20 protein-coding genes are annotated in these 23403 nt (G+C 63.5%); 5 read left to right on the top strand and 15 right to left on the bottom strand.

Annotated elements, in window-relative coordinates:
• Positions 1 to 82: 82 nt before the first annotated feature.
• Both AC56QP_RS30300 and AC56QP_RS30295 read left to right on the top strand, forming a co-directional pair.
• Positions 83 to 928: an SDR family NAD(P)-dependent oxidoreductase gene (locus tag AC56QP_RS30300; protein ID WP_489862143.1), complete on the top strand. Its 846-nt coding sequence runs from the start codon at positions 83 to 85 to the stop codon at positions 926 to 928.
• Complete coding sequence (locus AC56QP_RS30295; RefSeq protein WP_489862144.1) at positions 925 to 1647, top strand: SDR family oxidoreductase; 723 nt, start codon at positions 925 to 927, stop codon at positions 1645 to 1647. Before AC56QP_RS30300 ends, AC56QP_RS30295 begins: the two co-directional genes overlap by 4 nt.
• 437 nt (positions 1648 to 2084) lie before the next feature.
• On the opposite strand, the gene otsB is transcribed toward AC56QP_RS30295, so the two are convergent.
• The 11 genes from otsB to AC56QP_RS30240 form a co-directional block, all read right to left on the bottom strand.
• Positions 2085 to 2825: a trehalose-phosphatase gene (gene otsB, locus AC56QP_RS30290; RefSeq protein ID WP_489862145.1), complete on the bottom strand. Its 741-nt coding sequence runs from the start codon at positions 2823 to 2825 to the stop codon at positions 2085 to 2087.
• On the bottom strand, positions 2822 to 4600 hold the full coding sequence (locus AC56QP_RS30285) for an alpha,alpha-trehalose-phosphate synthase (UDP-forming) (RefSeq protein ID WP_489862146.1): 1779 nt from the start codon (positions 4598 to 4600) through the stop codon (positions 2822 to 2824). The genes otsB and AC56QP_RS30285 overlap by 4 nt, the downstream gene beginning before the upstream one ends.
• 163 nt (positions 4601 to 4763) lie before the next feature.
• Positions 4764 to 6926, bottom strand: coding sequence for an amylo-alpha-1,6-glucosidase (locus tag AC56QP_RS30280; RefSeq protein WP_497100940.1), 2163 nt, complete (start codon positions 6924 to 6926; stop codon positions 4764 to 4766).
• A gap of 50 nt (positions 6927 to 6976) precedes the next feature.
• Positions 6977 to 8038 (bottom strand): glycosyltransferase family 4 protein, encoded by a 1062-nt coding sequence (locus tag AC56QP_RS30275; protein WP_489862147.1) that lies wholly within the window; start codon positions 8036 to 8038, stop codon positions 6977 to 6979.
• Positions 8039 to 8195: 157 nt separating this feature from the next.
• A complete protein-coding gene (locus AC56QP_RS30270) occupies positions 8196 to 8573 on the bottom strand; it encodes a DoxX family protein (RefSeq protein ID WP_489862148.1) in 378 nt (125 codons plus the stop codon).
• Between the two features lie 68 nt (positions 8574 to 8641).
• The gene (locus tag AC56QP_RS30265; protein WP_489862149.1) at positions 8642 to 9100 is read right to left on the bottom strand and encodes a carboxymuconolactone decarboxylase family protein; all 459 of its coding nucleotides are present in this window, start codon (positions 9098 to 9100) and stop codon (positions 8642 to 8644) included.
• Between the two features lie 10 nt (positions 9101 to 9110).
• Entirely contained in the window at positions 9111 to 9629 is a 519-nt protein-coding gene (locus AC56QP_RS30260) for an RrF2 family transcriptional regulator (RefSeq protein ID WP_489862150.1), read from the bottom strand.
• Between the two features lie 109 nt (positions 9630 to 9738).
• Positions 9739 to 11052 (bottom strand): NAD-dependent dihydropyrimidine dehydrogenase subunit PreA, encoded by a 1314-nt coding sequence (gene preA, locus AC56QP_RS30255; protein WP_489862151.1) that lies wholly within the window; start codon positions 11050 to 11052, stop codon positions 9739 to 9741.
• A gap of 12 nt (positions 11053 to 11064) precedes the next feature.
• On the bottom strand, positions 11065 to 11907 hold the full coding sequence (locus AC56QP_RS30250; RefSeq protein ID WP_489862152.1) for a class I SAM-dependent methyltransferase: 843 nt from the start codon (positions 11905 to 11907) through the stop codon (positions 11065 to 11067).
• A 5-nt stretch (positions 11908 to 11912) separates the two neighbouring features.
• A complete protein-coding gene (locus tag AC56QP_RS30245; RefSeq protein WP_489862153.1) occupies positions 11913 to 13268 on the bottom strand; it encodes an NAD(P)-dependent oxidoreductase in 1356 nt (451 codons plus the stop codon).
• Positions 13269 to 13409: 141 nt separating this feature from the next.
• Positions 13410 to 14126 (bottom strand): gamma-glutamylcyclotransferase, encoded by a 717-nt coding sequence (locus AC56QP_RS30240; RefSeq protein WP_489862154.1) that lies wholly within the window; start codon positions 14124 to 14126, stop codon positions 13410 to 13412.
• Positions 14127 to 14305: 179 nt separating this feature from the next.
• Between AC56QP_RS30240 and AC56QP_RS30235 the strand changes: the two genes are divergently transcribed.
• The gene (locus AC56QP_RS30235; protein ID WP_489862155.1) at positions 14306 to 15082 is read left to right on the top strand and encodes a VOC family protein; all 777 of its coding nucleotides are present in this window, start codon (positions 14306 to 14308) and stop codon (positions 15080 to 15082) included.
• A gap of 82 nt (positions 15083 to 15164) precedes the next feature.
• Here AC56QP_RS30235 and AC56QP_RS30230 read toward each other — a convergent pair whose 3' ends face one another.
• Entirely contained in the window at positions 15165 to 15653 is a 489-nt protein-coding gene (locus AC56QP_RS30230) for a hypothetical protein (RefSeq protein ID WP_489862156.1), read from the bottom strand.
• A 199-nt stretch (positions 15654 to 15852) separates the two neighbouring features.
• Between AC56QP_RS30230 and AC56QP_RS30225 the strand changes: the two genes are divergently transcribed.
• On the top strand, positions 15853 to 16245 hold the full coding sequence (locus tag AC56QP_RS30225; RefSeq protein ID WP_489862157.1) for a DoxX family protein: 393 nt from the start codon (positions 15853 to 15855) through the stop codon (positions 16243 to 16245).
• Between the two features lie 22 nt (positions 16246 to 16267).
• Here the strand turns inward: AC56QP_RS30225 and AC56QP_RS30220 are convergent, their stop codons facing one another.
• Positions 16268 to 18694, bottom strand: coding sequence for a GcvT family protein (locus tag AC56QP_RS30220; RefSeq protein ID WP_489862158.1), 2427 nt, complete (start codon positions 18692 to 18694; stop codon positions 16268 to 16270).
• Positions 18695 to 18758: 64 nt separating this feature from the next.
• Positions 18759 to 20297 carry a trimethylamine methyltransferase family protein gene (locus AC56QP_RS30215; RefSeq protein ID WP_489862159.1) on the bottom strand — a complete coding sequence of 513 codons (1539 nt, stop codon included), beginning with the start codon at positions 20295 to 20297 and terminating at the stop codon, positions 18759 to 18761.
• A 217-nt stretch (positions 20298 to 20514) separates the two neighbouring features.
• Between AC56QP_RS30215 and AC56QP_RS30210 the strand changes: the two genes are divergently transcribed.
• Positions 20515 to 21105, top strand: coding sequence for a transglycosylase SLT domain-containing protein (locus AC56QP_RS30210; protein WP_489862160.1), 591 nt, complete (start codon positions 20515 to 20517; stop codon positions 21103 to 21105).
• Between the two features lie 27 nt (positions 21106 to 21132).
• Here the strand turns inward: AC56QP_RS30210 and AC56QP_RS30205 are convergent, their stop codons facing one another.
• The gene (locus tag AC56QP_RS30205) at positions 21133 to 23349 is read right to left on the bottom strand and encodes a dipeptide ABC transporter ATP-binding protein (RefSeq protein ID WP_489862161.1); all 2217 of its coding nucleotides are present in this window, start codon (positions 23347 to 23349) and stop codon (positions 21133 to 21135) included.
• Positions 23350 to 23403 lie beyond the last annotated feature (54 nt).

Below are 23403 nucleotides of genomic sequence, written 5' to 3'. Positions count from 1 at the left end.
ATACCAGGATAAAGTTTGAACTGTTTGGCGCGCGCAAGCTGCCCCATCTTTGGTTCGGAGCGACGAAATGGAGGCTCCGAACATGGAACTGAAAGACAAGACAATCCTCATCACCGGCTCGACCGACGGCGTCGGCCGTGTCGTGGCGCACAGGCTCGGCGCCGCCGGCGCCCGCGTCCTGGTGCACGGCCGCGACGCGGCGCGCGGCAAGGCGACCGTGGCCGAAATCGAAGCCGCCGGCGGCAAGGCCGAGCTTCTGGTCGCCGACCTCTCCTCGCTGGCCGAGGTCCGCCGCCTTGCCGAGACTGTACGCGCCCGAACCGACCGGCTCGACATCCTCATCAACAATGCCGGCATCGGCACGGCAGGCCAAGGCGCCAAAAGACAGGTCAGCGCCGACGGCTCCGAACTGCGCTTCGCGGTCAACTATCTCGCCGGTTTCCTGCTGACCACGGAGCTCCTGCCGTTGCTCAAGGCCAGCGCGCCGGCGCGCATCGTCAACGTCGCCTCGGCCGGCCAGCAGGCGATCGATTTCAGCGACGTCATGCTGACCCGTTCCTATGACGGCGTACGCGCCTACTGCCAGAGCAAGCTGGCGCAGATCCTGTTCACCGTCGACCTGGCGCAGGACCTGAAAGGCAGCGGCGTCACCGTCAACGCGCTGCATCCGGCCAGCTACATGAACACCACCATGGTCCGCCAGGCCGGCGTGACGCCATGGAGTTCGGTCGAGACCGGCGCCGACGCCATCCTCAATCTGGCCACCTCCCCGGCACTGGAAGGGCGCAGCGGCCTCTATTTCGACGGCCTGCGCGAATCCCGCGCCGACGCCCAGGCCTACGACGCCAGGGCAAGACGGCAATTGCGAGCCTTGAGCCTAGACCTCGTCGGCCCAGCTTCACCAACATCCAAGGAACAGCATTCATGACCAACAAGATCGAACACGCCGTCATCATCGGCGGCTCTTCCGGCATTGGCCTCGCGACCGCGCGCAAGCTGATTGGGCCGGGCATGAAGGTGACCATCACCGGCCGCAACCAGGACAAGCTCAACAGCGCGTGGAAGAGCCTTGGCGGCGCCGCCGAGAAGGCTGCTTTCGATGCCTCGAAGCCGGACGAGGTCGACAGCTTCTTCAGCGGTCTCGGCCCCTTCGATCACCTGGTGCTGGCGGCCAGCGGCGGCAAGGGCCTTGGCCCCTTCCAGACGCTTGACCTGACCGACATCGGCAGCGGCGTCGACGAGAAAGTAAGGCCACAATTGTCCTGCCTGCAGGCCGCCTTGCCGACCCTGAACAAGGGCGGGTCGGTCACCTTCATCTCGGCGGTCTCGGCTCAGCTCGCCATGCCGGGTGTCGCAGGCATTGCCGCCATCAACGGCATGCTTTTGACCGTGGTGCCGATCCTGGCGGTGGAGTTGAAGCCACTGCGCGTCAATGTCGTGGCGCCTGGCGTCATCGACACGCCCTGGTGGGACTTTCTGGGCGAAGAGCAAAGACAGGCAATCTTTGCCGACTATGCCGGCAAGACCCCGGTCGGCCGTATCGGCCGCGCCGAGGACGTCGCCGGCGCCATCGCCTTTCTCGTCTCGAACGGCTTCATGACCGGCCAGGTGCTGACCTGCGACGGCGGCCTGCGGTTTGCAGCCTGACGGATGTCATTGCGGCGGTCGTGAGGCCGCCCCCGGCCTGTCAAAGTGGCAAAAGCCGGCGCGGCGAACGAGATCGCCGCGAGCATCAGGCACCGACAGGACCTGCTACCTCATTTGGCCTTCCTTGGAGGCATATTCTTGCCGTCCAGGGGCCTGTCGCCGGCCGGTCTTGCCGCACCTGAAGCAGGTTGTTCCGGGACATGGGAATAGTCCGACGTATCGGCCCCATACATCTTGTTGTCGATCGCTTCCCGCCAACTCGAATCCGCGTCGCCGGACAGTGACGCGCCGGCGGCCCCATGGCGGGAGGATTGAGGGCTAAGCCAGCTCGGCGTGATCTCGCGAACCAAACGTGCAAAGCGTCCCATTGACGTTCCTTTCCTGGCCGAAATACCTTTTCCAAGATGCCTGATCGCGGTTGCGTCCCTCGGCTGGCCCTAAAGTTGACCTCTCAGCCAGGCGAGCGTTTCGGCAACACCGGCAAGGCCGTACCGCGCGGTGGTATGTGCTGGCGGTCTGACCCGTATTGATATGCCGCCGGCATCATTCACGGCTTCGAAGCCGTTTTCGTCCGACGTGTCATCGCCCAGGAAGACCGGGCGACGGCCTGTAAAGGGCGCGATGTCCATGAAACGCCGAATCGCGGCGCCCTTGGCGGCCTCGAGCGGCAAAAGTTCCACGCCGGCGTTGCCCGGAACCACCCGGTAGCCCTTGGGCAGGCTGGCCAGCGCTTGCTCGACAAGCTGCGTCGCGCGTGGAAGCAGATGCGGGGCGGCGCGTGTGTGGATGGCCAGCACCCGGCCTTTGCGTTCGATATAGACCTGCCCACGACCGAGCTCCGCCTCGATCTCTTCGGCAAGTGCGGCAATATCCGCCGGCTCTCCCGCAACCTCGACATCGTCGTCCGGCAGGAGCCGGTGTTCCAGGCCATAAAGCCCGGCTGCGCGCAGTTTCAGAGGCTGAAACAAATGGTCTACTGCCGCAACGGAGCGGCCGGTGATAAAGGCCAATGCCCCGTTCAACTTGTGATCCAGGCCTCGCAGCAAAGAGCGAAGCTCGTCACTGACCGAGACAGCGTCTGGGTGTTCCGCATGTTCCAGCAGGGTGCCGTCGATGTCGAGGAACAGCGCCCATTCGCCTGTCAGCAAGGCCTGCGGCCTTTGCAAGGTGTCGCTCATGACATTGCCACCCGTTTGCGTTCGAACATGGAAACGACATTGTCGATGCCGGGCGGCCGGTCGGCAGTGCTGGTTGCCCGATCGACGTCACCGCGCTTGCGCAAGCGCGCCGCATCCAGAAGCATGCTGCCGGCCCAGCGATAGACATTGTTGTTGCGGACCATCTCGCGCATGGGCCGCATGCGTTGGCGCTGCTCGTCGGGCGTCATGGTCAGCGCCTGCAACAGCGCCTCGCTCATCATTGCCGGATCGTAGGGATTGACGATCAGGGCCTCGAGCAGCTCGCGCGAGGCTCCGGCAAACGTGCTGAGCAACAGCACGCCCTGTTCGTCGTCGCGCGCCGCGACGAATTCCTTTGCGACAAGGTTCATGCCGTCATGCAGGCTGGTGACCATGCATATGTCGGCGGCCCGGTAGATCTCGTAGACCTGTTCCTGCGAGTGATGCTCGGCCACCATGACCACCGGCCTATAGCCCTCGCTGCCATAGCGCTGGTTAAGCTCTTCGGCATAGCGGTGGCATTCGTCGTGGAGTTGCTTGTAGGCAGGCAGCGTACCGCGGCTGGGGGCCGCGATCTGCAGCACAACCAGCTTCCCAACCCATTCGGGGTGTTTGATGAACAATTCTTCCAGCGCCTGGAAACGGTCGAGAATGCCCTTGGTGTAGTCGAGGCGTTCGACCCCGACGCACAGCTTGACGTCCGCCTTCAGCCCGAACCGCTCGCGCAGGCTGGCGCGGGACGCATCCACATCAGGCAGTTTTGCCAGAAGTTCCGCCGGCCACTCTATGGAGATGGGGTAGGCGTGCACCAGCGTTGTTTGTCCGCCATAGGAGATGGCCGCATCGGCCCGCTCGATGCGGCTCTCCAGGAAGCGGTCGACGCTCTCGGTGAAATTGTTGGCGTGGAACTGGGTGTGGAAGCCGATGATCGAGCTGCCGAGCAACCCCTCGAGAATGCGCTCACGCCACGGGCAGATACTGTACACCTCCGAGTTCGGCCACGGGATGTGCCAGAAGGTGATGACGATCGCCTCGGGCAGGCGCTCGCGGATCATCCGTGGCAACAGCGCGAAATGGTAGTCCTGGACCAGCACGATCGGCCGCTCGTTGCGCGCTTCGGCAACCACCGTATCGGCGAACTTCCGGTTGACGGCTTCATAGGCCTCCCAGTCCGAAGCGCGAAAGATCGGCCGGGTAAAGGCGATATGACAAAGTGGCCAGAGGCCCTCATTGGCGAAGCCGAGATAGTAGCCCTGATGCTCTTCCTCCGTCAGCCAGACCCGGCGCAGCGTGTAGGAGGGGTTGCCGGGCGGCACCTGCACGCGGTCGTCCTTGTCGACCGTGAGACGGTCCGCCGTTCCGCCGCCATAGGCAATCCAGGTGCCAGCACAGGCGCGGGTGATGGGTTCGAGCGCCGAAACCAGGCCGCTGGCAGGCACCAGCAATTCAATGCCATCATCCTTGCTATTGTGGATGTAGGGCTCGCGGTTGGACACCACGATGACCTGGGCATCCGGCAGATCGTCGGCCAGGATCTTGCGCAGGGTTTCGGGCGACCATGTCACCAGGGCGGCATCGACCGATTGGCCGTTCTTTTCGAACTCGCGTATCACCTTGCGCGCCGCCTCCGCGGCGACGTCTTCGCCGGCGGGATGTATAACCGCCGGAGGATGACCGCGGCGTTGCCGCGATATGGAGAAGTAAACAGCAAAAGCGGAAAAGCCGAGGCTCGCAAGAATCAGAACCCAAAGCAGGTCCACGCCATAGTCTGTCATTGAATGCCAACTCGTTTCCGGCCGTTCGGCGGCCGATTTGTTCGTGTTTCTGGTCTGAAGTTGTACGTCGGCGACTTGGCCGCCGTTCGGACCCGCATTTTGCAACGCACAAGGACGGGATCGGTTCCGGCCAATTTTGGCCCGGATCATGTCCTGACCCGGATCATGTCCTGACGATGAGCGGCACCAGCCCTTCATGCCGGTCGGCGAGAAAAGCGACGACCCGATCGCCAACCCGCTGGAACGTCAGGTCAACCTTTGTGTCGCCAACGCCCAGATGCCGCAGCGTGAGCGTATCGATGCCGATCGGCAGCCTGGGGCGGGTAACGCGGATTTCCCCGTCCCAGCCGTCGATCTCCAGGCCAAGGCAGGCTTGCATCAGCATGAAGGCCGAACCCGCCGACCACGCTTGCGGCAGGCAGGCTACGGGATAGGCGATCGGTGCTTCGCCCGGGGCGCGCGTAAAACCGCAGAACAGTTCGGGCAGCCGCATGTTGAAATGGACCGCCGACTCGAACGTGCCACTCATCAGGCGAACCACGCTTTCACGTTCGCCATAACGCGCCAGGCCGGCACCGCAGAGCGCGGTGTCATGCGGCCAGATCGAACCATTGTGGTACGACATCGGGTTGAAGAACACGGCATCGTCGGCAAGCGTCCTCAAGCCCCAGCCGGAATGGAAGGAGGCGGATAGAAGCTGCTCGGCGACCATCTGCGCCCGCGCCGGCTCGGGAAGCCCGACAAACAGAAGATGTCCCGCATTCGAGGTCCGCACCTTGCACGGCTCCCCGGAACCGTCGATCGCCACGGCATAGAAGCCGAGATCATCCAGCCAGAAATCACGTTCCACCGCGGCCCGCATGGTCTCGGCGGCGCCGTCCCAGTGATCGGCTCTCTCGTCCTCGCCACGGCGACGGGCAAGTTTCGCCAGGCCCCGGAAGGCGGCAAAGACATAGCCTTGCACCTCGACCAGGGCGATCGGACCCTTGGGGATGCGGCCATCGGCATGAAAGATGGAATCGAAGCTGTCCTTCCACCCCTGGTTGGCGAGGCCGGACTCCGCCGCCCGCAGATAGGTCACGAACCCGGTCTCGCGGCCGGCCTCCTCCGTCCATTCGGCCGCGGCGCACAGCGACGGCCAAAGGCTGTCGATGAACGCCATGTCACCGGTTCGATCGGCATAGGCACAGGCGAGATGGATGTAGAGCGGCGTCGTGTCGACGCCACCATAATAGCGGCCGAAGGGAAGCTCCAGCAGCGCCGCCATTTCGCCCTTGCGAGTCTCATGCATGATCTTGCCAGGCTGCGAATCGCTGAACGGCGACGTCTCGGTCGCCTGATGCTGGGCAAGGAAGGCCAGTACGCCTCGTGCAAGGCCCGGATTGAGCCAGAGCATCTGCAGCGCCGAGATGACGCCGTCGCGTCCGAACGCCGTGGAGAACCAGGGAATTCCGGCATAGGGGTAGGGTCCGGTCGCAAGCTCGGTGGTCAGCAGCGCGACATCGGCGCGGGCTCGTTCGACCCAGTCGTTGAAGACGCGGCCGGAGCTGTGCACCGTCGCGCCATGGCGACGCTTGGCCCGCATGCCAAAGCGCGCCCGGGCGGCGGCGGCACGGAACCGGTCGCGATCAGGCGCGTCCGCCGCCTCGGCACCGACTTCGACATAGAGCACCTTGCTGGTGCGCTTGGTCACCGCGAGCAGGAAATCGGCGCGATCGGCTGTCAGTTGATCCGGTGCCTGCGAAAACGATATCGCCGATGCGCGTGCCAGCCCGTCCAAGCCGTCGTAGCGCAGCAGGACCGATGCCACACCCGTCTCGGCCGCATGGGTCATGCCCCGCCTGAGCCGTGTCGAGCCGCGCACTTCGAACATATCGCGGAAATCGGCGGCAAAGTGCAGGGAAACCCCGATCGTCGAGTTCTCCCGGCTGTAGTTGGAAAGGGTGATGCGTTCGAACAGCCGGTCCTGCCAAAGCAGCCGGACGCGTTCGACATGGATCGCGCCCTGCGGAATGTCGTGGCCCCCGGCACTTAGCATCGGCAGGTTGGTCAGGTTGGTGGTGAACAGCACATTGTCCTGGCTGAGCGACGCGCCCAGCAACGATGTCTGCCTGCCGCCGACAGTCAGGCGGAATTCGGAGAGCACGCGTGTGTCGTCGCGGAAGAAACCATCGCCGGCGCCACGTATGTCGCCATAGGCATCGGCGACGACAAAGCAGTCGCCCTGCTTGAGCGCGAACAGCCGGTGCGGCTCACGCGGGGCGGTCGCGTCGAGCGATGCAAGCGCTATGGCGGGATCGAGTTGGCGCTCGTCGAGTTGGGCCATTCGTCACAGATCCCTGTCGTTTCGTTCCCGTCGCCAGGACGCGACGCTGTTCACGACGCCTTCGCTTGCGTCGAGACACCGACCAGGCGCGCATAGGCAGCCAGATAGTCGCCCGCCATTCTTCTGGCGGAAAACCGATTCTCGAAAACGGCTCTCACTTTCCGCCTGTCGAGCCGCAGCAGATCCGGCACGGCGGCGACGGCGCCATCCACCGAATCCGCGATAAAGCCGGTGACGCCGTGATCGATGATCTCGGGCAGCGCGCCGCAATTCCAGGCGATCACCGGCGTGCCGCAGGCCATTGCCTCGATGGCGACGAGGCCGAACGGCTCCGGCCAGTCGATGGGGAACAGCAGGCCGGCCGCTTTGCCGAGAAACTCCGCTTTCTGGTCCTCCTCGATCTCGCCGACATAGTCGATGCGATCGCCGTCGATCAAAGGCTCGACCACCTCGTGAAAATAGGCGCGATCGTCATCACCGATCTTTGCCGCAAGCTTCAGCCTCAGCCCCGAACGCAAGGCGATCTCGATGGCGCGATCGGGGCGCTTGTCGCGTGAAAACCGGCCGAGGAAGGCAAGATAGGGTTCTTCCGTCGTGGCCTCGAAAGTCGGTTCGTAGATATCGGTCGGCAATCCGTGGTGGATCGTCGCCAGCCAGTTGGCCTTGGCGAGGCCTGCCCTTTGGCTGCGCGAAATGGAAATCATCGGAAAACGCGGAAACCGCTCATAGGCCGGCGCCAGGTCGACGTAGTCGAGCCTGCCGTGCGGCGTCGTCACCGTCCGCTGCGCCATGTCCTCGAAGAAGGAAAAGTGCAGGAAGTGGCTGAGGTGGAAGTGGATGACATCAAACTCGCGCGCGCGTTGCCTCACTTCGGCAAGCATCGAAAGATGCGCCGCCGTCTCGGATTTCAACGGGCGCAGATCGAGGCGCAACGCGCATTCGCGGCTAGCCACCAGCTTTGCGGAGGTCTGACTGTCGCCGCTGGCAAACAGCGTCACCTCATGACCCATATCGACCAGCGCTTCGGTCAGATACGAAACGATGCGCTCTGTGCCGCCATAGAGTCTGGGCGGCACCGATTCATAAAGCGGCGCGACATGGGCGATCTTCATATTTCATCCTGGATGCTCGGCATACAGGTGCGAAATGCGTCAACGGCGGGATTGGTTCCGATTTAATGACCGATCCCGGCGGCGCTGCACGTCTGCCGTCGTTAGGGAAACGCTGATCAAGAAAATGGCGACGGCCTTAAGCCGCTGCCGGGACTTGTCAAACAGACTGCGCGATCAGCGTCAGAAAACCACCGCTCAACGCGACGTTGCCGACGAAGCCATTGATGCGCGCGGCGCGATCCGGACCCTGATGGTCCCAGAAATTGTGGAACATCGGCGTGGCGACGATCAGGAACAGCATCAGCACCGCACAGGCAGTCGCGGTCCACAGGCCAGCGGTCACCAACAGGCCGGCAATGATCTGCAGGACGATGCCGGCCCACAGTGCCAATCGCGCCTGCGGCACGCCACGCGCGGCCATGAGCCCTGTCAGAAAGGCGGCATTCTGGATGTTGCGCAGGCCGGCGAAGACGAAGGCGCCGCCGAGCAACAGGCGGCCAAGAAACAACAAGGTCGAAGGCAAAACGGTGGACACCAAACTCTCCCTTTGAAAACAGTTGGAGCGCCGCCTCTCGACGGCGCTCCCAAGGCACAATCGGTCGATCAGGCAGCCTTGGCCGCCGGCATCGGATGAATGGCCTGGAACGGGATGCACAGTCGATTCCAGGTGTTGATCATGCCAAGCGCCACCGACAGCTTGACCAGTTCCTCTTCCGAGAAATGCTCGAGCGTGCGTGCGTAGAGTTCGTCCGGCACGCCGTTGTTGGCGATCAGGGTCACGGCCTCGGTCCAGGCGAAGGCGGCGCGCTCACGCTCGGAGAATAGCGGCGATTCCTTCCAGGCCGAAACCAGATAGAGCCGCTGCTCGGTCTCGCCGTCGCGCCTCGCCTCGCGGCTGTGCATCTCGACGCAGTAGGAGCAGCCATTGATCTGCGAGGCCCTGAGCTTGATCAGGTGCAGCAGGCTTTCCTCGAGCCCGCATTCGTCCACCGCCTTGTTGAGCGCCGACACCGCCTTCATGATTTCCGGCGCCTTGGCGAAAAATTGCAGCCTCTGTTTCATCGTCTTCCTTTCACGTCAGCTTGGTTGAACTGGATTTCTGCGGTCGCTGATGGCGCGCCACGAAGGCGCAGCTCGCGGCAAAGGATCTCGGATCGCCCTCCGCCGCGTAGTCCGCCACGATGTCGGACAGCTTTGTTTCGGCGAGCGCTGCTCGATAGGCGCGCTCAGCCCTGAGCATCGCTGCATTGATGCCGCAGGGTTTGACGTAGGCGGATGCATCGAGCTTGACCGGACCGTTGCGGCGGATCTCGCCACAGCGAAATGCCGGTTCGCGCCCTTCGACCGCCAGCACGATGTCGAGTAGCGTGATGCGTTCGGCCGGCCGCGCCAGTCGGTAGCCGCCAGCCGGACCCGATACCGATTCCAGGATGCGCTCGGCGGTCAGCATATTGAGATGCTTCAGGAGATAGCTCGGCGACAGGCCGAAGGACTCGGCAAGGGCCGAGCCGGGCATGGTGCTGTTGCCCTCGACACTCGCCAGCGTGGCCGCGCAGTGGATGGCCGCCTCGACGCCCTCGCCCAGCTTCATGGTGTGGCTCTCCTATTCATGGATATATTTTATCGTGGATAATTTTTATCCGCAATAGGAAAGTGAAAAACGGCGCCCGAAGGCGCCGCTTTTTCATCAGAAGGCGCGGCTACTCCGCCGCCACCTTGGCCATCGGGTTGTTCGGGTGCGTCGTCCAGTTGGCGTAGATCGGCGACACCGGCTTGCCGGTGCGCTGGTCCATCACGCCCGCCGCCAGCGGCTCCATGGTGATGCAGTTCTCGACCGGGCAGACATTGACGCACAGATTGCAGCCGACGCATTCGGCCTCGATGACCTCGAAGTGCCTGACGCCGTCGACCATGCTGGTGATCGCCTGGTGCGAGGTGTCCTCGCAGGCGATGTGGCAGCGGCCGCACTTGATGCAGGCGTCCTGGTCGATACGCGCCTTGGCGACATAGTTGAGGTTGAGATACTGCCAGTCGGTGACGTTTGGCGTGGCGCGGCCGACAATGTCGTCGAGCGAGGCATGGCCTTTCTCGTCCATCCAGTTTTCCAGGCCAGCGATCATCTCCTGCACGATCTTGAAGCCGTAGGTCATCGCCGCCGTGCACACCTGCACATTGCCGGCGCCCAGCGCCATGAATTCGGCCGCGTCACGCCAGGTGGTGATGCCGCCGATGCCGGAGATCGGCAGCCCATGCGTTTCGGGATCGCGCGCGATCTCGGCCACCATGTTCATGGCGATCGGCTTCACCGCCGGGCCGCAATAGCCGCCATGCGAGCCCTTGCCGTCGATGGTCGGCTGTGGTGCGAAACTGTCAAGGTCAACGCCGGTGATCGAATTGATGGTGTTGATCAGCGACACCGCGTCGGTGCCGCCGGCAAGTGCAGCCCTCGCCGGCTTGCGCACATCGGTGATGTTGGGCGTCAGCTTGGTGATGACCGGCATGCGGGTGTTCTGCTTGCACCAGCGCACCACCATTTCGATGTATTCCGGCACCTGGCCGACGGCGGCGCCCATGCCGCGTTCCGACATGCCGTGCGGGCAGCCGAAATTGAGCTCGATACCGTCGGCGCCGGTCTCCTCGACCACCGGCAGGATCGCCTTCCAGGCCTCCTCGACGCAAGGCACCATCAGCGAGACGACGATGGCGCGGTCGGGCCAGTCCTTCTTGACCTGCTTGATCTCGCGCAGATTGACCTGCAGGTCGCGGTCGGTGATCAGCTCGATGTTGTTGAGGCCGAGCAGGCGGCGGTCGGCGCCCCAGATGGCGCCATAGCGCGGGCCGTTGACATTGACCACCGGAGGGCCTTCCTCGCCCAGCGTCTTCCACACCACGCCGCCCCAGCCGGCCTTGAAGGCGCGGATGACGTTGTAAGCCTTGTCGGTCGGCGGCGCCGAGGCCAGCCAGAACGGATTTGGCGACTTGATGCCCACGAAATTGTTGCGGATGTCTGCCATGACAGGTCCCTTTCAGCCGAGACGAAGGATCAATTCGACGGGTGCGAGAATGCCGCCTTCAAGCGCGGCGGTAAGGTTGGCGATCTTGGTGCGGGCGTTCTCGCCCATGACGAGGCCGACACCGGGCGGCGGCTTCCTGCCTTCCGCTTGCGCGGCGGCCATCCCGGCACGCATCGTGGCGAAGAATTCGACGGCGAACACGCCACGTTGCCGCTCTGCCTTCACCAAGAAACCCGCCGCGGCGGCAGCCGCGCGATAGTCGTTGGGCGTGGCGACGAAGGACATGGTTTCATCGGATGCCCAAGGCAAGGGATAGGATAGCGCGCCATCCTTCAGCCGCATCACGTCGTAGACGGCAAAGATGCCGCCCGGCTTGAGCACGCGGGCAGTCTCGCTCATCAGCTTCGGCTTGTCGGGAAGGTTCATGCCGACATGCAGGATGACAGCCGCATCGAAGCTGTCGTTTGCGAATGGCATGTCCAGCGCGCTGCCCTGCACGAAGCGCGTCTTGCCAGCCATTCCAGTTCGCTTCGACAGGCTTGTCGCGATATCGACATAGCTCTGCGTCAGGTCGATGCCGGTGACCTCGGCGCCGGCGCTGTTCGCGACGAAGCGGGCCGGACCGCCGATGCCGGAGCCGATGTCGAGAAGCTTGGCTGTGGGCTTGAGGTCCATCTGATCGACGAGTTCCTTGGTGGCGGCCACGCCGCCAATATGGAATTCGTCGGCCGCTTCGAGATTGCCGGCGCGCAGATGGGCAACGTCCACGCCAGTATCGGCGAGCGCGGCAAGGATCCGTTCCTCCAGGCCCGATATGTCGTAGTGACGGGCGATGCCAGGTTCCAGCGTGGCCATGATCCCTATCCCTGCATCAGACTCCTGTGCATGCTCTCCGCCGCGTCGCGGCCTTGCGCCACCGCCGAGACGGTGAGGTCGTCGCCACCGAAGATGCAGTCGCCGCCGGCCCAGACATTGGCCAGCGAAGTACGACCTTCCGCATCGACCTTGATGCGGCCGGCTTCAAGCTCGATCGCCGCACTGCTGCCATTGAGCGCTGCCGGCACAAAGCTCTGGCCGATCGCCTTGAACACCTGGTCGGCGGTAAGCGTCAGCGTCTCGCCGGTGCCGGCGAGCTTGTCGCCGGTGAGCGCGGTGTATTCGAGTTCGATGCCCGACACCTTGCCGCCTTCGGAAATGACCCGCTTCGGCTGCAGCCAATGGCGGATGGTGACACCGTTGGCCGCGGCCAGATCCTGTTCGAATTCGGAAGCGTTCATGTGCTCCTGGCCACGCCGGTAGCAGATCGTCACCTCCTCGGCGCCAAGCAGTTTCGACTGCACGGCGGCGTCGATCGCCGTCATGCCGCCACCGATGACAACGACGCGGCGGCCAACCGGCAGGCTGGCGAGATCGCTGGCCTGGCGCAGTTCGGCGATGAACTCCACCGCATTGGTGACGCCGTCGGCGTCCTCGCCATCGGCGCGCAGCGCGTTGACGCCGCCAAGCCCCATGCCGAGAAACACCGCGTCGTAATTGCGGATCAGGTCGGACAGTTGATAGTCACGGCCAAGCGCCTTGCCGTTCTGGATGTCGATGCCGCCGATGGCGGTCACGTATTCGACCTCGGCCTGGGCGAAATTGTCGACGCTCTTGTAGGCTGCGATGCCGTATTCGTTGAGCCCGCCGGCCTTCGGTCGCGCTTCCAGGATGGTGACGTCGTGGCCATGGCGGGCGAGCCTGTGCGCGGCGGCAAGGCCGGCCGGCCCTGCGCCTACCACGGCCACCGTCTTGCCGGTCGGCGTGGCGCGCGGATAAAACTGCTTGTTCTCGGCCATGGCGATATCAGTGGCGTAGCGCTGCAGACGGCCGATCTGCACCGGCTTGCCTTCCGCCACCTCGCGCACGCAGACCTCCTCGCACAGCGTCTCGGTCGGGCAGACGCGGGCGCACATGCCGCCCAGAATATTCTGGTCGAAGATCGTCTTGGCCGAACCGATCGGATTGCCGGTCGATATCTGGCGGATGAACAGCGGAATGTCGATCGAGGTCGGGCACGCATTCATGCACGGCGCGTCGTAGCAGAAATAACAGCGGTCGGATTCGACCAGAGCCTCGTGGTGATCGAGCGGCGGGTGCAGGTCGGAAAAATTGTCCGCGTACTGGTCGGCCGCGAGCCTTCCGCCTGCAATGCCTTCCCTGAACTGGCCTTCTGGCATTCTCAGTTCCCCATGTTTTCGTTTTGGGAAAGGCTAGCACGTTTTATTTTTTTATCAATTGGTCAATTTTCGGCGCAAAGCACTGAAAAGACTGTGCAATAACATGATTTTTTCACTCATGTTATGCGCAAGAGGTTGCGTTTACAGCATCGTCGGACGACCGAAATCGAGCGCATGGCCATGAATGGCCCGGACCTCGTCGGCGACCAGCTCCTGCAGCCGCCACAGATTTCGGTCGTGGATGCCGAACGCTTCGAGATGACTGACCGTGTTGTAGAGATATTCGGCGCCGGATCCGATATGTCCGCAAGCCCTGGCCAGTACGCCGGCCACCCTCTCCAGCGGCTGGCTCAGTGACGTTCCCCTGCCCTTCACGCCGACCCAGAAGCCAAGCGCTCGCAGCGCGCCCTGGCCCGTATGCACCGGCAGCCATCTGACCGAGTCGATGCTTTCGTGGTCGTTGATCTCACGCCGCAGCAGCCTTTCGATCTGGGTCGGTTTTTCGCCCTCGGGCAAGCGGTAGATGACCCCGTTGCAGCGTCCGCCCCGTTCGAGCGCCATCATCAGCCCCGGCTGCTCGGCGCTGCCGCGCCAACGCACCATGTCGAGACAAAAGGAGCGGTGCCAGCCGAAGGCCGTGGCGAGCTGTTGCTCGACCGACTCGAATTCCGGCTTCCAGATCAGCGATCCGTAGGCGAACACCCATAGTGGCCCCGCGTCGGCTTCATCGGACAGCCGCGAAGCAAGGGTCCGGAAATCCTGGTCGTCCAACGGCGTCCAGCTCGGATCCGGGCCGGGATCGGCCTCTTCCCGATGGCACAGTGCGACAAGCTCGGGCGTGAGCGACATCCGGCGCATGAAACGACGTCCCCTCTTTGTCTTTGTCGCAGAGAAATCGAAAACAGCGGCGCGCGCAAGCCTGGGAACATTTGCTCCGGGTGGACGATTGTTGTCCAGGCGGGTGTCGGAATTCCATCGTGAAGATCGTCCTAGGATCGATCGGACAACGATCGATGCATAAGGTGAGGAGACCGACAATGCCGAAATCCCCGATGCCCTTCTTCTGGTACGAATTGATGACATCAGACCTCGACGCCGCCGAGGCGTTCTACACCAAGGTGGTCGGCTGGACGGCGCAGCCTTTCGACAAGGCCCCCGGAATGCCGCGCTATATCGTCATGAATATCGGCGAGCGTGGCGTAGGTGGCCTGATGACGATGCCCGAGGACGCCGCCAAGATGGGCATGCCGCCCGCCTGGCTCGGTTATATCCACACCAAGGATGTTGATGCCTCGACCAAGGCACTGAAGGCTGCCGGCGGAGCTGTCCACCGCGAGCCCGACGACATTCCGGGCGTCGGCCGCTTTGCCGTCGTCGCCGATCCGCAAGGCGCAACATTCATGTTCCTGCAGCCGAATGGCCCCGACCAGCCCACCGTGCCGGCCGCAACGCCGGGTCATATCGGCTGGCACGAGCTGTACACCTCGGACTGGAAGGCCGCGTTCGATTTCTATTCCGGCCAATTCGGCTGGGCCAATGCGGGTGACTTCGACATGGGCCCGATGGGCATCTACCAGACCTTTACGGCCGGCCCCGAATCCGGCGGCGGCATCATGAACAAGCCCGAACAGATCCCGGTGCCGGTCTGGCAGTTCTACTTCAACGTCCCGGCCATCGACGCGGCGGCCAAACGCGTCACCGACAATGGCGGCAAGATCCTGATGGGGCCAATGGAAGTTCCCGGCGGCAGCTGGATCGTGCAATGCGCGGACCCGCAAGGCGCGCATTTCGCGCTGATGGCGCCGGTGCGCTGACGGCGATAAACACCGCTGGTACGAAGCGACGGCCTTTCATCGCACCACGGATGAAAGGCCGCGTTCCTCTGCCTGGCCCGTCCTATTCCGGGGTCAGCACCGCGACCTTCAGCTCAGCCTTTTTCGCGCCACTGAACTGGACGGTGGCCGGGCCGGCCGCGAGCTTGAAGCGCACGCTCTTGCGGATGCCGGGGCAGGTTTTCACGCCGCTATAACCCGCCGACTTGATGGCCTTGCCGTCCTGGATGACATCGATCCAGGCCTCGCCTGAGAGGCTGATCTGAATGGCCCCCTCGGACGGCACCTCGACGCTGGCGACGGCGCCAAACGTGCCCTCTGCCGGGGCGCGTTCGGGCGGCAGCGTAAAATCGGCTTTCTCCGCCGGGACCAGGGCCAGATCCGCTGCAGCGCCCACCACCAGCGTCGCTCCAGACGGCGTTGCGGGCGCCGTGGCAAACAGCGCCTGTTCCCGCGTCACCGGCCATTTGAAGGCCTCGCAGCCGGCGTCTTCGGCCATGGCGAAGCTGGTGCCTGCAAGGATTGCGAATAGGCTGATGATGACTTTTTTCATGGCGAAGGGACCCAGATGTTTAGAGTGTCCCTACTGATACAACCATAGCGATATGAATGCAACCCTGACGAGAACATTTGAGAGTCGGACTGGGGAACATTTCCACTCACCGATTGTTGATGGCACTCCACGGGAAGTGAATGGTCCATTGCCGGGCGATAATCTATGGCCGGGTCGGGAGGGTGAAATGGAGTTTTAGATGAAGCTTTTTGAAGGCCTTGCCAGATACCAGCCGCAGGCGCTCGGCGTGCTGCGCATCATGACCGCGCTGCAGTTCATTGAACATGGCAGCCAGAAACTGTTCAATTTCCCCGTCAGTGCCGACCCCCACGCCCTCTCCGGGCTGACGCTCACCGCCGCCATCCTCGAATTCGCCGGCGGCATCCTGCTGGCGCTGGGGCTCTTCACTCGGCCGGTGGCATTCCTTCTGGCCGGCGAAATGGCGATCGCCTATTTCATGGCGCACATGCCGCGTGACTTCTTCCCGGTCAACAATGGTGGCGATTCGGCAATCTCGTTCTGCTTCATCTTCCTCTATCTGTTCTTTGCCGGCGCCGGCGCCTTCGCGCTGGACAACCGCGATAACAGGTGAGGCCGGAACAGAGGGTGAGCCTTCACCCTCTCATGCGCTCGAAATTCGCATCGAAGAGCGGCGCCGCCTGCATGCGCGCCGCGTGACGCTTGCCAAGCAACTCGATTTCGAACCCGTCGCTCTCGTCGGCGATCTCCTTCGGGACATAGCCGACGGCGACGGACTTTTTCGAATGATGCGCGTAGCCGCCCGAGGTGACCCAGCCGCGCACGGCGCCGCCGAACCAGATCGGCTCGTCGCCGATGACATCGGCGTCGCGGGCATCGAGGATGAAGGCACGCAGGCGCAGCTTGCCGCCTTGTTTGCGCTCGGCCAGCGCTCCTGCCTTGCCGATGAAATCGGCCTCCTTGCCATAGGCGACAAAGCGGTCGAGGCCGGCTTCAAGCGGCCCGTAAATCGGCCGGTATTCGCGCGCCCATGAGCCGTAATTCTTCTCCAGCCGCAATGCGTTGAGCGCGCGCGAACCGAACAGGCCGATGCCGAATTCCTCACCCGCCGCCATCAGGGCCTGGAATGCGGCGCGCTGATACTCCGGCGCCACCCACATCTCGTAGCCGAGATCGCCGGTGTAGCTGACGCGGCCGACCAGGCACGGCGCCATGCCGATATCCATCCTGGCGATGGCCATGAACGGAAACGCCGCATTCGAAACATCCGAGCGCGTGGCCTTCGCCAGCACATCGCGCGCCTTCGGCCCGGCGATCGACAAGCCGGTGAGCTTTTGCCCCAGCGCCTCGATACGAACCGAGCCGTCGTCAGGCAGGTGCTTTTCGAACCAGCGCATGTGGTATTGCTCGGCAACACCCGAACCGGCGAGGAACCAGCCGTCACTGCCGAGATTGGCCAGCGTGAAATCGCCGATCAGCTTGCCATCTTCCTTCAGCATCGGCGCCAGCGTCATGCGGCCGGGCTTCGGCAATTTGCAGGCAAGCAGGCGATCAAGCCACGCCGCCGCCCCCTCACCCGTCACCTTGTATTTGGCGAAGCTCGAAATCTCCGACAGGCCGACACCGGTGCGAACGGTCTTCACCTCGTTGGCCACATGCGTGAAATCGCTCGAGCGGCGCCATGAGAACTCGTCCTTGACGCCTTCGGGTGCATACCAAAGCGGCACCTCCAGCCCATAGGCGACACCCCACTGTGCGCCTTTGGCCGACAACAGATCATAGACCGGCGTCGTCTTCAGCGGCCGCCCCGCTGGCAGCTCCTCATTGGGGAAGCGGATCGAGAAGCGGCGCGAGTAATTCTCGCGCACCTTGGCGTTGGTGTAGGCCATCGTCGCCCAGTCGCCATAGCGCGCGACATCCATCGCCCAGATGTCGGCGCCGGGATCGCCCTCGATCATCCAGTTGGACAGCGCCAGGCCAACGCCGCCGCCCTGTGAAAAGCCGGCCATGACGCCGCAGGCCACCCAGAAGCCCGGCAGACCGCGCACCGGCCCGACCAGCGGGTTGCCGTCCGGCGCGAAGGTGAACGGGCCGTTGATGATCTGCTTGATGCCGGTGTCCTGGAAAGCCGGGAAATGCCGGAAGCCGACCTCCAGCGACGGCGCGATGCGGTCGATGTCGGGCGCCAGCAGTTCATGACCGAAATTCCATGGCGTCTGGAATTCGGACCACGGCTTGTTGGCCTTCTCATAGGTGCCCATCAACATGCCGCCGCGCTCCTGGCGTAGATAGAGCTCGCCGTCGAAATCGACCGCATGCATGATCTCGGTACCGGTCTTCTGGTTCCAGGCGGCGACTTCCGGCATGTCCTCGGTGATCAGGTACATGTGCTCCATCGCCAGCACCGGCAGTTCGAGGCCAACCATGCGGCCGACCTCGCGCGCCCACAGGCCCCCGGCGTTGACGACGTGCTCGGCCACCACTTCGCCCTTGTTGGTGATGACACGCCACATCCCGTCGGCACGCCGCACGATGTCCTCGACCTTGGTGAAGCGCTCGACCTCGGCGCCGAGTTTACGCGCGGCCTTGGCATAGGCATGGGTGACGCCGGAGGGATCGAGATGGCCGTCCTCCTTGTTTCTGACGGCGCCAACGAACTGCTTGGGGTCGAGCAGCGGCATCAGTTCGGCCGCCTCTTTCGGCGAAATCACTTCCAGTTCGATGCCGAGATAGCGGCCTTTGGCGACGACGCCGCGCAGCCAGTCGAGGCGTGCCTCGGTCGCCGCCAGAAGCACGCCGCCGGTCAGGTGCACGCCGGTTGCCTGGCCGGAAAGCTCCTCGATCTCCTTGTAGAGGCTGATGGTGTATTTCTGCAGCTTGGCAACGTTGGGGTCGCCATTGATCGTATGCATGCCGCCGGCCGCGTGCCAGGTTGAGCCGGAGGTCAGCTCGTCGCGCTCCAGCAGCACGACGTCGGTCCAGCCGTGTCGGGCGAGATGGAACAGCACGGAGCACCCGACGACGCCACCGCCAATGACCACGACCTTTGCATGCGACTTCATAGGTTTTCTCGTTATTTCAGTGAGTTGGATGAAGGAAGTGAATCAAGGCAGGAAGACTGGCGCATCACGGCTCGCCCTGCCCGATCGCTTCCTTGCGCTTGGCCACATAGGCCTCCAGCGCCTCGCGCACGGCGACATCCATCACCGGCTCGGCGTACTCTTCCAGCGCCTTCTTCCACAGCCGCGTCGCGCGCGCCGTGGCGTCGAGCGCGCCAGCCTCCTGCCAGGCTTCGTAGTTCTGCCAGTTGGAGAGCATCGGTTGGTAGAAGGCGGTGGCATAGCGCTCCAGCGTATGCGGCTCGCCGAAGAAATGGCCACCGGTCGGCACCGCGCCCAGCGCCTCGACGGCAAGCTCGGCCTCGTTGACCTCGATCGGGCGCAAGAACTCCATCATGTGCTGGATCATCTCGACATCGATGATGAATTTTTCGAACGATGCCGTGAGCCCGCCCTCCTGCCATCCGGCGGCGTGATAGACGAGGTTGCCGTGGCCGAGCACCGCGCCCCATAGCGCCATCAGCGTCTCATAGGCGCCTTGCGCGTCGGCGGCGTTGGAGGCCGAGCCCGGCGTCGTGCGGTAAGGCAGCCCATAGCGCCGCGCCAGTTGCCCCGACGCGACGTTGGCCTTGGTGTTCTCCGGCGTGCCAAAGGCCGGCGCGCCCGACTTCATGTCGACATTGGAGGTGAAGGCGCCATACATGACCGGCGCACCGGGACGCACCAGCTGCGTCAGCACCACGCCGAACAGCGCCTCGGCATTCTGCTGTGCCAGCGCGCCGGCCAGCGTCACTGGGCTCATCGCCCCCATCAGCGTGAACGGCGTCACCGCCACCGACTGGCCGAACTCGGCCATCGTCATCAGCCCCTCCGCCATCATCTCGTCGAAGCGTCGTGGCGAGTTGACCGAGATGATGGTGGCGATGCCGGGATCGTCGCGCATCTCATCCAGCGTCAGCCCGCGCGCGATCGCCATCATCTCGATGCCGTCGAGCGCCCTGCCCCGGCCGATCGCCGAGACATGGAAGCTCTTGTCGCTCAGCGTCAGATTGGTGAAATAGGTGTCGAGGTGACGGGAATTGGCCGGCAGTTCCACCGGCGCGCAGACTTGGTTGCCGAGCATGTGAATGCAGTTGAAATGCTGCGCCAGCCGGGTGAGATCAGCATAGTCCCGCAGATTGCCGGCGCGCCGGCCGCGCTCCATGTCATGCACATTGGGCGGCCCGGCAACCAGCGTGAAGTTGATGGTGTTGCCGCCGAGATGAACGGTGTTGGCCGGGTTGCGTGGCGTCAGAGTGTAATTGGACCGTGTCGTTTTCAGCGCTTCGCCTACCATGCCTCGATCGATGCGGACATTGGCCGTAGCATGATCGACTGTGGCCCCTGCCTTCTCGAACAGCGACAGCGCCCGCGGGCTCATCACCTCGATGCCGAAATTCTCCAATATGTGCATCGACGCCTGGTGGATCTGCTCGATCTGGTCGGACGACAGCAGGGCCATCGGCGGATAGGGATTGGTTACCCGCCGCAGCGGCAGTTGCGGAATGGGCGTCGGGCCCCTGTTGCTGGTGCGCTCGGCACCGCGTTTACGTCTTGGCTCGTTCATGCCCGGCATCAAAGCCCCGGGCAACCAGCCAAGCTGTCAGAAATACGCCGCTTGCGGGCGCGATTTTAGCCAAGGCGGCATTTCTGCAATATCTGTTTAGAAAAAACGACGAATTGCGTCGGATTATCAATACGATATCTTCCCGGGCAGATGCGCCGACGAAACGTTAACGCCGGCAGCAAGATTCCCTTTATGATTTCGGCCTATTGCTCTGCCAATGCGTAGGTCGAGTTTTAGTAAAATTGTAGCGGTTGGCGTGCTGCTGGCACTTTCGGCCTGCGCGACGGCACCCAGCCACATCAACAATGTCTGTGCTGTCTTCGATCAGAACGACGGCTGGTTCGACAACTGGCAGTCGGCGGCCGAGCGCACGCAGCAGAAATACGGCGTGCCGGTTCCCGTGCTTATGGCGACGGTGCGCAAGGAATCCGGCTTCAAGAGCAATGCCCGGCCGCCGCGCACCAAGCTGCTCGGCTTCATTCCGTGGACGCACGTCTCGTCGGCCACCGGCTTCTCGCAGGCGCTGGACGGCACTTGGTCGCAATATCAGAGCGAAACCGGCAACTGGGCGGCGCGGCGGACGAAATTCGCCGATGCCGTCGATTTCGTCGGCTGGTACCATTCCAAGACCGCCGACACCTACGGTGTCGCCCGCAACGACACCTACAATCTCTATCTCGCCTACTATCTCGGCTGGACCGCCTATGGCCGCGGCAACCGCGGCGACGCCGGCGTCCGGGGCTATGCCCGGGCCACCGAAAAGATGGCGCGGGACTATGCGCAGCAGCTGAGCCAGTGCGGCAACTGAACGCGCCGTGCCTCTAACCTCGATCGGTCAGCTCGGCTTCTTGCCGCGCGGACGCTTCGGTGGCTCGCCGGCAAAACCCGGGCCGCTGGCATGCGGCGCGTCTTCCGGCACGCCCTCATGCGCGGCATGCTCCTTGTCGAACTTGATCACCGGCTCCATCTTGGCCAGCACGTCGTCGGAAAGCCAGCACAGGCTCATATGGCCGTTGCCGAGATGCTTGACCGGCGGCACCTTGGTCTCACAGAGATTGTCCGGCACCAGCTTCTTGTAGCCGCAGCGCGTCTGGAACGGACAGCCGGACGGCGGGTTCATTGCCGACGGGATGTCGCCCTCCAGCACGATGTGCCGCTTCACCACGCTGGTGTCGGCGATCGGGATCGCCGACAGCAGCGCCTCGGTATAGGGGTGATAGGGCGGCGCGAAGATCTGGTCGGTCGTGCCTTGCTCGACGATATAGCCGAGATACATGACGACGACGCGGTCGGCGATGTAGCGCACGACGGACAGGTCGTGGCTGATGAACAGCATCGTCGTCTTGTTCTTGCGCTGGATGTCCATCAAGAGTTCCGTCACCGCGGCCTGCACCGACACGTCGAGCGCCGAGACCGGCTCGTCGGCCACCACCACCTTGGCGTCGCCGGCAAAGGCGCGCGCCACGCCGATGCGCTGCTTCTGGCCGCCCGAAAGCTGGCGCGGCTTGCGGGTCTCGAAAGCCCGCGGCAGCTTCACCAGGTCGAGCAGTTCCAGCATCCGCTTGCGGCGGTCGGCAACCGTCTTGCCGACCTTGAATTTCTCCAGCGTGCGGATGATCTGCGAGCCGACCGAATGGCTGGGGTTGAGCGTGTCGAACGGGTTCTGGAACACCATCTGGATCGACGACACGGTATCGACGCTGCGGCTCTCGATGCCGGTCGACTGGATTTCCTTGTTGCCCAGCGTGACAGTGCCCGAGCTTGCCGTCTCCAGTCCGAGCAGGACCTTGGCCAGCGTCGACTTTCCGCAGCCGGATTCGCCGACAATGGCGACGGTCTCGGATTCGCGCGCCATGAACGAGATCGTCTCGTTTGCCTTGACCACACGCCCCTCGCTCGAGCCGAAGACCTCGTTGCCGCCGACCTTGTAGTACTTCCGGAGGTCCTCGATCTTCAGCACCGGCGCGCCGGGCACGACGCGCTCATTGACCTTCTTGGCGCCGGGCGGCAGCGCTTCCCAGTCGATCTCGTTGAAGCGCACGCAGCGTGAGAAATGGCCCTCGTGGCCCGCGACCTCGATCATCGGGATTTCGGCGGCGTTGCAGACGCCTTCCACGAAATGGTGGCAGCGCGGGCCGAAATTGCAGCCCTTGGGCCGTTCGTGCGGCAGCGGCAATTGCCCGGGGATGGAGATCAACGGCCGCGAATTCTTGTCGGCGCCAGGCAGCGGGATCGAGCGGAACAGCCCTTGCGTGTAGGGATGGCGCATCCGGTCGAACACGTCCTTGATCTTGCCGGTCTCGACCGCCTCGCCCGAATACATGACCGTGATGCGGTCGCAGGTCTCCAGGATGAGACCCAGATTGTGCGACACGAAGATCATCGAGGTGCCGAACTTCTCGCCCAGCCCCTTGACCAGATCGACAATGCCCGCCTCCACCGTTACGTCGAGCGCCGTCGTCGGCTCGTCGAGCAGCAGCAGCGCCGGCTTCGACAGCAGCGCCATGGCGATGACGATGCGCTGCTGCTGGCCGCCTGACAGCTGGTGCGGATAGGAGCGCATCATGCGCTCGGGGTCGGGAAGCTTCACCGAGCGCACCATTTCGAGCGCTCGTTTATAAGCCTCTTCCTTCGACACCTTGTCGTGGATCAGTGGCACTTCCATCAGCTGCTGGCCGACCTTCATCGCCGGATTGAGGCTTGCCATCGGCTCCTGGTAGATCATGGCGATCTTGTTGCCACGGATGGAGCGCAGCTCCTCGTCGGAGAGCTCGCCCATGTCCTTGCCCTGGAACTTGATCTTGCCGCCGACGATCTTCCCGATGTTGGAGAGGTCGCGCATGATGCCGAGCGACACGGTCGACTTGCCGCAGCCGGATTCGCCGACGATGCCCATCGCCTCGCCCGGCATGACGGTGCAGGAAAAATCCATGACCGCCGGTATCTCGCCCTTGCGGGTGAAGAAGGAGATCGACAGGTTCTCGATCTCGATGATCGGCCCATTGGTCGGCCCAGGGGTCGGCTTGCCGGGATTTCGAACTGCCTCATTCATGGGTCGCTCCAATCCTTGGTTCTCAGGTCCGGCTCTTCGCTCTTGGGGTCGAAG

It is taken from the genome of Mesorhizobium sp. RCAM 05104 (assembly GCF_059683645.1).
Note: the sequence above shows the minus strand (reverse complement) of the source record. Positions and strands in the feature narration are given on the sequence as shown.

Coding starts and splice junctions, on each gene's coding strand:
- AC56QP_RS30300 (WP_489862143.1), top strand. CDS start 83: ATGGAACTGAAAGACAAGACAATCCTCATCACCGGCTCGACCGACGGC.
- AC56QP_RS30295 (WP_489862144.1), top strand. CDS start 925: ATGACCAACAAGATCGAACACGCCGTCATCATCGGCGGCTCTTCCGGC.
- otsB (WP_489862145.1), bottom strand. CDS start 2,825: ATGAGCGACACCTTGCAAAGGCCGCAGGCCTTGCTGACAGGCGAATGG.
- AC56QP_RS30285 (WP_489862146.1), bottom strand. CDS start 4,600: ATGACAGACTATGGCGTGGACCTGCTTTGGGTTCTGATTCTTGCGAGC.
- AC56QP_RS30280 (WP_497100940.1), bottom strand. CDS start 6,926: ATGGCCCAACTCGACGAGCGCCAACTCGATCCCGCCATAGCGCTTGCA.
- AC56QP_RS30275 (WP_489862147.1), bottom strand. CDS start 8,038: ATGAAGATCGCCCATGTCGCGCCGCTTTATGAATCGGTGCCGCCCAGA.
- AC56QP_RS30265 (WP_489862149.1), bottom strand. CDS start 9,100: ATGAAACAGAGGCTGCAATTTTTCGCCAAGGCGCCGGAAATCATGAAG.
- AC56QP_RS30260 (WP_489862150.1), bottom strand. CDS start 9,629: ATGAAGCTGGGCGAGGGCGTCGAGGCGGCCATCCACTGCGCGGCCACG.
- preA (WP_489862151.1), bottom strand. CDS start 11,052: ATGGCAGACATCCGCAACAATTTCGTGGGCATCAAGTCGCCAAATCCG.
- AC56QP_RS30250 (WP_489862152.1), bottom strand. CDS start 11,907: ATGGCCACGCTGGAACCTGGCATCGCCCGTCACTACGACATATCGGGC.
- AC56QP_RS30245 (WP_489862153.1), bottom strand. CDS start 13,268: ATGCCAGAAGGCCAGTTCAGGGAAGGCATTGCAGGCGGAAGGCTCGCG.
- AC56QP_RS30240 (WP_489862154.1), bottom strand. CDS start 14,126: ATGCGCCGGATGTCGCTCACGCCCGAGCTTGTCGCACTGTGCCATCGG.
- AC56QP_RS30235 (WP_489862155.1), top strand. CDS start 14,306: ATGCCGAAATCCCCGATGCCCTTCTTCTGGTACGAATTGATGACATCA.
- AC56QP_RS30230 (WP_489862156.1), bottom strand. CDS start 15,653: ATGAAAAAAGTCATCATCAGCCTATTCGCAATCCTTGCAGGCACCAGC.
- AC56QP_RS30225 (WP_489862157.1), top strand. CDS start 15,853: ATGAAGCTTTTTGAAGGCCTTGCCAGATACCAGCCGCAGGCGCTCGGC.
- AC56QP_RS30220 (WP_489862158.1), bottom strand. CDS start 18,694: ATGAAGTCGCATGCAAAGGTCGTGGTCATTGGCGGTGGCGTCGTCGGG.
- AC56QP_RS30215 (WP_489862159.1), bottom strand. CDS start 20,297: ATGAACGAGCCAAGACGTAAACGCGGTGCCGAGCGCACCAGCAACAGG.
- AC56QP_RS30210 (WP_489862160.1), top strand. CDS start 20,515: ATGCGTAGGTCGAGTTTTAGTAAAATTGTAGCGGTTGGCGTGCTGCTG.
- AC56QP_RS30205 (WP_489862161.1), bottom strand. CDS start 23,349: ATGAATGAGGCAGTTCGAAATCCCGGCAAGCCGACCCCTGGGCCGACC.